This is a genomic window from Thermococcus aggregans, from assembly GCF_024022995.1.
GTDB lineage: Archaea > Methanobacteriota_B > Thermococci > Thermococcales > Thermococcaceae > Thermococcus_A > Thermococcus_A aggregans.
On the sequence record NZ_CP099582.1, the window covers coordinates 1,270,968 to 1,282,856 of the forward strand.

Here is an 11,889-nt window from a genome sequence, read left to right on the forward strand (position 1 = left end):
AAATCCTCACCTTAGTTTTCCAAGTATTTCAAGGCATTTTCGATTCTATCCATGGCTTCTTCCAGTAATTCTCTCTTCGCTAAATACATCCTAATGTATCCCTCGCCATGCTCTCCGTATGCGCTTCCGGGCACTACTCCCACGTGAGCTTTTGATAATAGATTTAGTGCAAATGCTTTTGAAGATCCGTATTTTCCAATGTATGGGAACATATAGAAAGCACCTTTTGGTTTTACACAATGAATATCTGGCATTTCAGAGAGTCGTTTATAAGCGAGATCCCGTCTTGCCTTGTATTCTTCAATTATCCTTTCAACTTCTTCTTCACAGCATCTTAATGCTTCTATGCCCCCAATTTGTACCGGCACACACACTCCTGAAGTATTGTAAAGCAACAATTTTGCAAAGTGTTTTGACAATTCTGGGGGGGCTACAACATACCCAAGTCTAAGCCCTGTAGCTCCATACGTTTTTGAAAAAGAGAAGATGCTAATTGTTCTTTTTCTAACTTCTTCATCTAATGAGGCAATACTTACATGCTTGCCTTCATAGACAAATTTTTCGTATGGCTCGTCGGATATTATTGCCAAATCATGTTCAACTGCGAGCTCTGCTATTTCTTCGAGATCTTTTTTAGCGTAGACTGCTCCCGTTGGATTGTTAGGACTGTTTATTAGTATTGCCTTAGTTTTTTTGGTAAGGTTTCTTTTAATATCCTCTACAAGGGGTCTGAATTCGTTCTCCTCGTACAATGGATAATATGTAGGACTGGCACTGATTACTTTAGCTATTGCGCCGTATGTAACAAATCCTGGATCCGGAAGAAGGATCTCTTCCCCAGGATTTAAAATAGTTAACATAGATAAAAAGAGGCCTTGCTCGGCCCCATTTGTTATCACTATTTCTTCGGGGGTGACATCAATTTTGTTTTCTGTTTTAACCTTTTTTGCGATCTCTTCTCTGAGCTCATAAACTCCATTGCCCGGAGGATATGCACAAGGACGAGGTGCACCAGTATAGCTTGGCTTATAGAGCGCCTCTACAATTGCTTTTTTAATGGGTTCAAATGGCTCAAAGTCAGGCTCTCCAATAGTGAGATTTACTGCATCAGGTATCTGCTTAACTTGCCTTAACATTGCTCTAATTTCAGAAAAAGGCAGATTACGCACTCTCTCAGCGATGTATTTGTTAATATCCATATTATCATTCCCCTTCCCTTTTCAGTTCGTTAGCTTTGCGCATTCCTGCCTGAAATGCCCTTATGTTGACATTTACGTATTTTTCCTTCACATTGGATATTATAGCATGTTCAAAATTTTCTTGGGATATTGGCAGTATGTTTAGACCACATAGGACACCTAACATAAACATGTTAAGTGTTCTAACTGTTCCAAAGGCATTGAGAACCTCCTCTGTGGCATTAAGCATGTAGGATGTACTGGGCAATTTATTCAGCTCGTCCAAAATTGAATTGAGGTCGGGATATTGAGGAACTCCAGACGTAATTGGTCTTGTATTCACTATTATCTCGGTATTAGGACTAGCATACTCACTTGCAACTCTTAGTGTCTCAAGGGGCTCAAAACCTAAGATCACGTCAGTATAACCCTTAGGAACTAATGGACTGTGTACGTTACTCCCAAATTTGACATGACTAACTACAGAACCTCCTCTTTGAGAAGCTCCATAAGTTTCTCCAACTCGGACGGAAAAGCCTTCGTTAATTGCTGCTGAAGCTAACACTCGTGAGGCTAGAATGTTGCCTTGTCCTCCTACTCCAGTTATCAGGATATAATAGTTTTGTTTCATTTTTAATCCCTCCTTTCAAGTTCTTTTATTGCACCAACCGGACATATTTGAGCACAAACACCACATCCAGTACATACTACAGGGTCTATGGTTGCTTTTCCTTCTGAATTGAGAGAAATTGCAGGACACCCGAATTCATTGGTACATAATTTGCACCCTATACATTTTGTAGTATCAACTGTGTAAGGAACTGCTTTTGATTTCCCTCTCCTAGCTTCATAAAGTGCACAAAGATGCTTTGCAACAACAACTGCTGGCCCTTCACTTTTTAGGGCATCTTCAAAGACTTTTTCTGTCTGTTTAATGTCATAGGGGTCAGTTTCCATTACAAATCTAACTCCCATAGTTTTGGCTATCTCTGAGATACTAATATATTGGCCTGGATTTGGCTGGAACCCTGTCATAGCAGTAGTGCCGTTATCAAAAACAACCACAAGTACATCCGTATTGGTGTATACAGCGTTTGCTAAAGCTGACAACCCTGCATGGAAGAAGGTTGAATCCCCGACCATAGCAATTGGCTTAACATCTGGATTTGCTTTTCCAACACCTAGGCCAATTCCTATGGATGACCCCATAGCCCCACTTGTGTCTCTAAGAGATAGCGGAGGTAGCCCAACTAAGGCATAACAGCCAATGTCACCGTGGTATATCACTTTTATCTTTGATTTACGTGCAGCCATCTTTAGGGCATATCCCGTTGCTCTGTGGGGGCATCCGGGGCATAGTGAAATCATTCTTTTTGGAAGCTTCACATTTGTCAATTTGCCTGCTTCAGGTTTCTTTATATCTAAGAACTCGAACACTCTGTTTAAAGCTTCACTGACTAGTTCGGGAGTTAGTTCTCCCCACCTGGGCAAACTCCCTTCCAACTTACCATGAATCTCAACAGTCTCCTCAAGATCATATAGGATTGTTTTTACACCAATTTCAAGGTAAGGTTCTCCTTCCTCTATAACTAATATTTTATTCACATGCTCTGCAAATTCTCTAATAATCTTCGAAGGCAACGGGTAAGCAAAGCCAATCTTTAAAACTGCAACTTTTTCTGAAATTCCAAGTAACTCTAATGCCTCCACAGTATACTCATAGCCCACACCCGATGTAATGATTCCAAATTCAGCGTCTTCTGGGAGTTTGATCAGGTTGAACTCCGAATTGTTAGATATCTCTTCAATTTTGCTTAATACTTTTTCATGAAGCTCTTTGTGTCGTTTGATCCCCAGTTCTCCCGGTATTAACGCATGCTTCTCCGGAATCTTTGGTTTGGTGTCATCTTTCTTAAGTTCACCCAAAATTACATCTTGTCTAGCGTGTCCTACTCTCGTTACTGATCTTAGCAGCACAGGAATCTTATACTCTTCTGACAATCTAAATGCATACGCACACATATCCTTTGCTTCTTGGGGTGTAGCCGGTTCTAGCGTTGGAACTTCCATTATGTACGCACCAAAAAATCTCGTATCCTGTTCTGATCCAGAACTATGAGATTGGGGGTCGTCCGCAACTACTATAACTAGTCCTGCGTCAGTTTTAATGTATGGCGTTTTGGCTAAAAAGTCTAATGCAACGTTTAATCCATAGTGTTTCATAGCCACTAGCGCATTAAGACCGGAAATAGCGGCTCCATATGCAACTTCTGCTGCAATTTTTTCATTTGTTGACCATTCAGCATATAGCCCTATTTTTTGGGCAAGTGGATACAATGTACCTAAAATTTCAGAAGATGGCGTTCCTGGATATGCTGTAGCTACCTTTACTCCACCTTCTAAAGCACCTCGTGCAATTGCTTCATTTCCCATTAACAAAAGTCTTTCTCCAGGGGCATCTTTAAGTATATTTTCTTCCATATTTACTCCCTCCTTTTCAGATATTGGATATATCTTCCCAAATATCTCCCAGCTTCAGTTGGAAAATCAAAAACCGGGATGCCATTTTTATTCAACAATTCTGCAGCTTCGATGATTTCCTTCCTGTTTTTCCCTGTCCAGCAGGCAATTAGCGGCATGTTTACTTCTTCATTGAGCTGTATCAACGTTTCAACAACATTTACAGCTCTAGAACCTATTAAACAAATCAAAACTATGTCTGCCACTTTTTTAGAGGCAATGTATTTTATGGCCATTTCAAAATTTTCAGGTGTAGCTCCTTCAAACGTTAAATCCATCGGATTATCAATAGCGGCATATCGCGGAACAGATAGAAGTTCTTTTAAGTCAGATTTAATGTCCTCTGGTAGAGGGGTTATCTTAATATTTGCACTTTCCAATCCGTCAGTAGCTAGAACTGCAGCACCTCCAGACCCAGAAATTATTGCTATTTTTTCGCCCTTAATGGGATGTTTAACAGATAGTAACTTGGCAAAAGATAGCAGTTCTCTCAATGTATTAACTTCAATAACATTCGCTTGATTAAACGCTGCTTGGTATATTGCATATACCCCCGAAAGTGACCCGGTATGTGATCTAGCAGCTTTACTTCCCGCTTCTGTTTTTCCGGCTTTTAATACAACAATAGGCTTTGTTTTAGAGACCTTTTTCGCGGTATCAAGGAAAGCTCTTCCCTTGTTCTCTCTTAGTCCCTCCATGTATATAGCTACTAGTTTGATACTCTCTTTCTGATTGAGATACAAAAGTATGTCAGACTCGTCGATATCAATCTTATTACCGAGTGTGAAAAATTTATCAAAATAGACTCCTTGGGAAGCTGCCTCTAAGAGAACTGCAGTACTTAAAGCTCCACTTTGAGAAATAAAGGCAGCATATCCTTTTCTTATAATATCCGATGTTATTCCAGGGGAAAATGTTGCATTTAACTTAGCCTCAGCATTAAAAAATCCCATGCAGTTGGGACCGATTACTCTGATTCCATGTTTTTTTGATATCCTCAAAAGTTCATCTTCGAGTTGACGACCATGCTCAGAGTACTCTGAAAATCCCGAAGCAAAGATTACTGCTCCCGCTACTCCATGTTCCCCACACTCTTCAAGTGCTTTAGGAACTATACTCGACGGTACAGCAAGTATTGCCAAGTCAACGGTATCCGGAACATCTAAAATTGAGTCATAACATTTGAACCCAAGTATCTCATCATAATTAGGATTAATGGGATATATCTTGCCCTCATACCCTCCCGAGATGATGTTTTTCAACACCATATTTCCAATTTTTCCAGGCCTAGGGGAAGCTCCGATTATGGCTATAGATTTAGGTTCGAATATCCTCTCTAGCTGTTTAATATCTTCGTTCAATATTCCACACCTCCATTTGCAAATTTAAAATAATAAAAAATGGCCAACAAAATAAAAATCATGCCATTGAGGTTCCTTTCTTATGGTGTTTGAGTGTTAAATACAACCCATAGGCGAATGGACCTGCTGAAATTGCTAAAACCAATAGTGCCACCATAATAACGGTCGCTGTGTCTGCCATGTTATCACCCCACAATGTTAAGTAGATATGCAGCCAAGATTCCTACTGGGTATATGTACTTTCCCCAGTATATGAACCAGCGTCCCAATTTTTTGATAGCTCCCCTGTTAATATCTTCCAAAGTTTCTTCCGGATTACGTACCCAGAATAGTGCTATTGGTGGCAATATGGCTACTATTGGTCCAGTATAGAGCACTATGTACCTTGCATAGTTCCATATGACGGGATAAAATGCAATTGGGACTGCCAGAAGTGAGAGTAGTACCATCAAGATCACGCTGACTTTTTTCCTATCCAGTTTGGTATATTGAAGCAAAGCTTCAGTAGAAACTTCTAGCATTGACACAGTGGATGTAATCCCGGCAAATGCTGCTGCTATAAAGAAGATTAACGCAATTAATGTGCCGCCAGGCATTTCTGCAAATGCATGTGGGAGCGAGACAAATAATAACCCCGCACCTGCAGAGGGGGAAATTCCAAATGCTAGCACTAGTGGAAATACAGCAAAACCAGCCAATATGGCTACAGTAGTATCTCCAAATGCCGTCGTGATTGCTGAGACTACGCTATCGGAATCTTTTTTCAGGTAACTGCCATAAACTACCATTGCAGCTCCTGCAAGACTGCATGAGAAAAACGCTTGAGCCATTGCATTTAAAACAACCCGAGGAGATAATTTGCTAATATCGGGTATCAAATAATACTCTAATCCCTTAAGGGCATTTGGCAGTGTTACAGCTCTGAGAACTACAACGATCAACAATGCAAAAAGCGTTATCATCATTCCCTTGACAATTGGTTCAATTCCCTTTCGTACTCCTCCCATTACAATTAGTCCCGTGGCTACTATTGCTATCACTGCAAATAATGCTGACTGTCCTGCACTGGAAACTGTGCTAAAATAGGTTTGAGGATCTTCCCAGAACCCAGACGAAAATGGTGCTATAATATATCGGATAGTCCAACCCACAACACTAGAGTACCATGCAAGTACAAGCGATACTCTTAAAACCGCGAGTGCTCCAAGGTATTTACCTCCCGGAACACCAAGTCTTTCGTAAGCTTTGGATGGTCCTGCTTGTGCAATTCTTCCGGTGTTAAATTCTATTGTCAACCCTACCCAAGCTAGTAGGGCGATTGTTAGTATATATGGTATAAGAAATGCAGCTCCACCATTCTCCCCCACTAACATGGGGAACATCCAGATATTTCCTAGCCCGACTGCAGATCCTAAAGCTGCAAATATCAACCCCAATTCCCAAGACCAAGATTCACGTTCAGACACAGGAAATCACCATAATCAATAGTTACCCTTTAGGATTTATACTTATTTTCGAATATATTCGAATACGCCTTTATTATGGCTTTATTGTCTTGATTTTCCAGTAGAGCTTTGTTTTTTGTGAAAAGACCTTATTCTTTATCTTTAAAGTAAAGTATTATCAAGAACTTCAACCTTATCTCCTTATCTTGACCACACACTCAAGTAAATCTATTAATATACCAGTGCAATATTTCCTTTCCAGCTTTTCTTAGATTATAACTGACAGTAGAAGGAGCCAGATTTAGAATTTTAGAAAGTTCTTGCAGATTTATTTTCCTCGGATAGTCGTAAAACCCAGAATTTAGCGCAACTGATAGAATTCTTTTTTGGCTTTGAGACAGTTGCGGAGGAGTGAATCTATCCTCAATTCCTCTTCGTACAATTGTAAGACTCTCAGAAGAGTACTTTGGAAAATTAGTAACTGAGATTACTTCATCACTATCAAATAAGATTGAAAATACTTCTGATGGATCTCTGACAACAAAAAGCCATTTTGCAATGCCTTTCTCTATGGAGGGCAATAATATTGGATAGGCATTTTTTACAACGAACTCTGGAGTTAAATACTTTTGTTTGTCCCACACTCCTACTATATGGTACTTTTGTGAAAGTGGAAAAATGTCGTAATCTTGAATACTGCTAACATTTGATAAGAAATCATCCAGTGTCTCTAGAGAGCATCCCGTAACAAGCTGAGTTGAAAAGACTACATTACCGTATGGGAAAATCCCAAGTAAGTCTATTTTACCTTCAGGGAACCGTTTTGTAAAATCTATACGCCATCCCTGTCTTGTTGTTAGAAATTCAACTATCATTTTTTTATTTTTAGGCCGCATTATACCACATTATATAAGTTAAGACACAAAACAATTTAAACATTGTGCTGAAAACTTCGGCATGACCTTGTTTGGAGTTCCCAGCTTGATAAGTCTCGGTGATATATCTGATGGCTTCAAGATGGGCATTCCAGTTATCCTGAGAGTATCTCCTTTGATTTCAGCTGGTTTATGATAATTCGAGCCCATATTATAGGTACAGTTGCGGCAGTTAGCACAAAAAGGATTAATCCTATGTAAGGAATAACTTCTGGCCTCTGATAAGTACAGGCACAAGAGACGTAACTCTTTGATATGCCAAAAATCTCGTACCCAAGCCACATTTCGAAAACCAAGAGAAACGTGACAGCTACATTTAGAACTAGTGAATTCGCGTTTTCACGGTATAGCCGCGCGAAGAGTAATGTTGTTCCACCTAGCATCAAGAAGAATGCGGAAGTCCCTAGAGTAATCTCAACTGCGTCAGGATCTTCAAAATATGGATCCTCTTTGTTTAATTGATAATCTACTGCGTACGTTAAACTCAAAAGAATTAAAAGAAGCCCTGCAGCTAAAAGGAGGGCTTGAATTAAGTTAGTCATTTTCAAACTTTGCACCCTTAGGTTAGTACTCTCCCCAACCTTATATTTTTTGGTGCTTGTTAAAGGTCAAGGAACCTCAATTATAGCCAAAGTGAACGTGATCTTTAGAGTACCATTTTATGGAAGTTTGCTGCCTCGTATCTCGCGCACTCTCTCTGAACTTCAGGCTTCCTCTCGTTTTTCCAAAACTTTCTCAGACTCTCAAAGCTAAACATTACACATCACCAATTAATAATAGTGTGGTCAACATACAAGCCACTAATGGTCAAAAATGAGCAAAAAATTGTTGAAAAGATGTTTTGGCTAACAAGCGGAGACTAAAGTTGTAAAAAGCCCAAAAAAGGTTAAAGTGTCTTTAAGGAAATCTCTCCAAGACAATATCCTTCACTTTCTTTTCCTTTTCATCAAAGTCTATAACCGCATAGTGGCCTCTCGATAAGGGGCCGGGGTTTACGATCATGGTTTCTCCTATTTTGTCTATTCCAGTCCCCTCATGTATATGGCCGCATATGACCAGTGGGGGTTGCTTCTCCTCTATAAACTTCCTTAGGGATTTGCTTCCTGCATGGGTTCCAACGAAAGTCTTGTCTACATTGGTGTCTTTTGGCGGGACGTGGGAAAGTATTATGTCTCCATCTTTATAGTTCCTGGTCAGAATTTCCCAGATTTCCTCTTCGCTGAACTCCCATATAGTAGAGAAGGGCGTTATGTTTGAGCCCCCTATTCCAGTAATGCCGACGCCGTTGAACTCTACCCTTTTGCCGTGGAGGCCGATATTAAGCTCCTCAAGCAGTTCGAGTACATCTCTGCCGTCGCAGTTCCCCATGACAGCATAGAAGGACTTTCCAAAGTCCAAGAACTCTTTTAAGATGTTGTAAGCTGATTCTCTGCCCCCGAAATGGGTTATGTCGCCAGCTATCAGAATAAGGTCAAACTCTTGGCCTTTAAGGTGCTCCAGAAGCTCTCTAACTTTATTAGCCTTACCATGGATGTCTGTTACCGCTATTATCCTCATTCTCACCACCCTTACAAAAATACACAGGGATGCTTAAATGTTTGGTGGTTAAATTTAAAATCATGAATTCCAATTCCTAAACGTATGAGCAAGTGGAAAGAAATCCTGAAGAAAGAAGGCCTTCTTGAGGTGGGAGATTTTGTAATCGAGGTTAGCCTAGAGTCTGAATGCCCATGCAAAGATGACAGCATTTACCCCGCGGTTCTTATATATGACACCAAGAACGAAGAAGTTTACTATCTCGATGAACCCTTTGAGCCGGTAGGCAACTTCAAGGAAGCCCTTGAGCAGGTCTTTGAATGGTTTGAGCGGTATAAGAACGGAGAGAAGCCTTTAATGAAGAGAAGCCCCAAAAAGAGCGCTCCGGAAGAAGTTGTCCGGAGGTTTTTAGAGGCCATAAAATCCCTCGAATAAAGGGAAAAACTTTAAGTTCTCATCTAAATCCTCACTGGAGGTGTAAAATTTGGATCCAAAAAAGTCCGTTCTCAAGGAGTCATCAACCGAAGGAATAGAAGAAATTCCGGTTACTGGCCCATGGCTTGAAGATGTGAGTAGTTTAGAGGAGGTCATCGATTATTACGAGAGAATAGGATTTCAGGCCACTCATTTAGGAAAAGCCATTGAAATCTGGAAGAAGGTAGAGGCAAAAAGGGCTAAAGGAGAGGAAGTTAGGGTCTTTTTGGGATACACTTCCAACATAATTTCTTCCGGCCTGAGAGAGATTATAGCGTACCTCGTCAAGCACAAGAAGGTTGATGTGATAGTGACTACGGCTGGCGGAGTTGAGGAGGATTTCATAAAAGCTCTAAAGCCCTTTATCCTCGGTGAATGGAGCGTTGACGATGCTAAAATGAGGGAGAAAGGAATAAACAGAATCGGCAACATCTTCGTACCTAATGACCGCTACATCGAGTTCGAGAAGTATATGATTCCATTCTTTGAGAGAATTCTTGAGATGGAGAGGGAAGAAAAGAGGCCTTTAACTGCAAGTGAAGTCATCTACGAGCTCGGAAAATACATGGACGAGAAGCTTGGCAAGGAAAAGGAGAAGAGCATCCTATACTGGGCCTATAAGAACAACATCCCGATATTCTGTCCCGCTTTAACCGACGGTTCCTTTGGAGACATGCTCTACTTTTTCAAGGAAGAAAGAGGAGACAGAGAGCTTATTATAGACATCGCCAACGACATAGTGAAGCTCAACAACCTTGCAATCACGGCAAAAGAAACCGCTTCAATAATTCTCGGCGGCTCTTTCCCGAAACATGCTATAATAAACGCAAACCTCTTCAGAGGAGGAACGGACTATGCTATCTACATCACTACCGCTGTCCCGTGGGACGGTTCGCTAAGCGGTGCACCGCCGAGTGAAGGCGTAAGCTGGGGCAAGATAAAGGCAAAAGCGGATTACGTAGAGATATGGGCCGATGCAACGCTGGTCTTCCCAATTCTGGTGTGGAAGGTTATGAAGGAGTAACTGTATATCCTGCGAGCTCTTTTTAAACTTCTTTAAAGTCCTTCAAGTCCCACACGAGCCAGCCTTCGTCTCTCAGCCCTTCTTTCCCTCTTATCCTTTTTGCCACAAGCCCGTAAAAGTTCTCCCACTCTTCAAGCCCAATGAGTTTTACTTTCCTCTCCAGATCCTTCAAAATGCCCTTAGCTTCTCCTTCGCTTAGTTCTTTCCACTTAACTTCAACTAGCAACGCCTTCCTCTCGCGCTCGTTCAGAGCCAGCAGATCGATTTCCTCACTCTTATGCCACCAACGGCCGATTTTAGTGAACTTGAAGGGAAGCCTTCCAGCCCGGTTCAGCTCGATTAGAAACTCCCGCGCCACCCCTTCAAAGGCCCTGCCCACGTAGGCGTTGAAGGCGTCCCAGTCCATCTCAAACGTCCCTATCTCTATCCTTCCCCTGTTTGGCTTCACAAAGCGGAACCAGAACGCAAAGAAGTTGTCGTTGAGGTAGTAGCGCGCCTTTTTGCTCCTCTCCGGCTCAGTGATTGGTACTTCTCGCCTCACAAGTTCGAGCGAGATAAGGGTTCTCAAGTACTTCGGCATGTCCTTCGTCTCAATCCCGGCAAAGCTCGCAATCTCGCTGACCCTGTGCTTTCCAAGAGCAATCGCCTCAAGTATGAGGTAGTAGCGGTGGACATCCCCAAGCTCTTCCCGTAGAATGAATTCGGGTTCCTCGTAGAGGATTGAGGTTGGCGAGAACGCCACTCTGGGGAGCTCCTCTTCAAAGTTCTTCCCCTCAAAGAGCCTGAAGTACATCGGCACGCCGCCCGTCACGGAGTATATCTTCACAACGGTCTCGATCGGGGAGTTCCTGAAGTATTCACGGACGTGAAAGAAGTTCAGGGGTTTGAGCTTGAGCTGGGCGGTTCTCCTCCCGTAGAGGGGATTGCTGTAGTCCATGAGGCCTTCCATGAGGCCGATTATCGAACCGCTCAGAATGAGGAAGAACCTCTTGTCGAGAACTTCATCTATCACGTACTGGAAAACCGCGGGAGTGTTCTTATCGGTGAGCAGGAGATATGAAAACTCGTCTATGACAACGACGAGCCTGTCTGGGGCCTTGAGCTTTATGAGCTCGAATGCCTCTCGGAAGTCCTTCACATCAACCTTCGGGAGTCCAAGAACCTCAGCCGCTTCCTCATAAAAGCGCCTCGCGTTCGACTCAAGCCCCTCCCTGTCCGCTAGGAAATAGAGGGCAGTTTTTCCTTTGATGAACCTTTTCACGAGCTCCGTTTTCCCAACTCTCCTGCGCCCGTAGAGTATGAGAACTTCCTTCTTGCCCGATGAGTAGAGAGACTCAAGGAAGGCGAGCTCATCTTTTCGGTTGACAAACATTATCTTCACCAAGATAATCTTAGGCAAGATAATATTTAAGCGTT

Annotated in this window: 12 protein-coding genes; 2 read left to right on the top strand and 10 right to left on the bottom strand. The window is 42.0% G+C overall.

Features of this window, described 5'->3' with window-relative positions:
* Positions 1-11: 11 nt before the first annotated feature.
* The 9 genes from NF865_RS06960 to NF865_RS06995 form a co-directional block, all read right to left on the bottom strand.
* Positions 12-1,199, bottom strand: a complete 1,188-nt coding sequence (locus tag NF865_RS06960) for a pyridoxal phosphate-dependent aminotransferase (protein WP_253304033.1) — start codon at positions 1,197-1,199, stop codon at positions 12-14.
* 4 nt (positions 1,200-1,203) lie between these two features.
* Positions 1,204-1,809, bottom strand: coding sequence for an indolepyruvate oxidoreductase subunit beta (locus NF865_RS06965; RefSeq protein WP_253304034.1), 606 nt, complete (start codon positions 1,807-1,809; stop codon positions 1,204-1,206).
* 2 nt (positions 1,810-1,811) lie between these two features.
* Entirely contained in the window at positions 1,812-3,659 is a 1,848-nt protein-coding gene (gene iorA, locus NF865_RS06970) for an indolepyruvate ferredoxin oxidoreductase subunit alpha (protein WP_253304035.1), read from the bottom strand.
* 2 nt (positions 3,660-3,661) lie between these two features.
* A complete protein-coding gene (locus tag NF865_RS06975) occupies positions 3,662-5,059 on the bottom strand; it encodes an acetate--CoA ligase family protein (protein WP_253304036.1) in 1,398 nt (465 codons plus the stop codon).
* Positions 5,060-5,117: 58 nt separating this feature from the next.
* Positions 5,118-5,240, bottom strand: coding sequence for a hypothetical protein (locus NF865_RS10400; protein ID WP_301281851.1), 123 nt, complete (start codon positions 5,238-5,240; stop codon positions 5,118-5,120).
* Between the two features lie 4 nt (positions 5,241-5,244).
* Complete coding sequence (locus NF865_RS06980) at positions 5,245-6,525, bottom strand: sodium-dependent transporter (protein ID WP_253304037.1); 1,281 nt, start codon at positions 6,523-6,525, stop codon at positions 5,245-5,247.
* A gap of 197 nt (positions 6,526-6,722) precedes the next feature.
* On the bottom strand, positions 6,723-7,379 hold the full coding sequence (locus NF865_RS06985; protein WP_253304038.1) for a helix-turn-helix domain-containing protein: 657 nt from the start codon (positions 7,377-7,379) through the stop codon (positions 6,723-6,725).
* Between the two features lie 155 nt (positions 7,380-7,534).
* Positions 7,535-7,987, bottom strand: a complete 453-nt coding sequence (locus NF865_RS06990; protein ID WP_253304039.1) for a hypothetical protein — start codon at positions 7,985-7,987, stop codon at positions 7,535-7,537.
* A gap of 349 nt (positions 7,988-8,336) precedes the next feature.
* Positions 8,337-8,996, bottom strand: coding sequence for a metallophosphoesterase family protein (locus NF865_RS06995; protein WP_253304040.1), 660 nt, complete (start codon positions 8,994-8,996; stop codon positions 8,337-8,339).
* Between the two features lie 84 nt (positions 8,997-9,080).
* Here NF865_RS06995 and NF865_RS07000 point away from each other — a divergent pair, with 84 nt between their 5' ends.
* Positions 9,081-9,410: a hypothetical protein gene (locus NF865_RS07000; RefSeq protein WP_253304041.1), complete on the top strand. Its 330-nt coding sequence runs from the start codon at positions 9,081-9,083 to the stop codon at positions 9,408-9,410.
* A gap of 49 nt (positions 9,411-9,459) precedes the next feature.
* Positions 9,460-10,473, top strand: a complete 1,014-nt coding sequence (locus NF865_RS07005; protein WP_253304042.1) for a deoxyhypusine synthase — start codon at positions 9,460-9,462, stop codon at positions 10,471-10,473.
* A 22-nt stretch (positions 10,474-10,495) separates the two neighbouring features.
* Here NF865_RS07005 and NF865_RS07010 read toward each other — a convergent pair whose 3' ends face one another.
* Positions 10,496-11,845, bottom strand: a complete 1,350-nt coding sequence (locus NF865_RS07010; RefSeq protein WP_253305608.1) for an ATP-binding protein — start codon at positions 11,843-11,845, stop codon at positions 10,496-10,498.
* Positions 11,846-11,889: the final 44 nt, after the last annotated feature.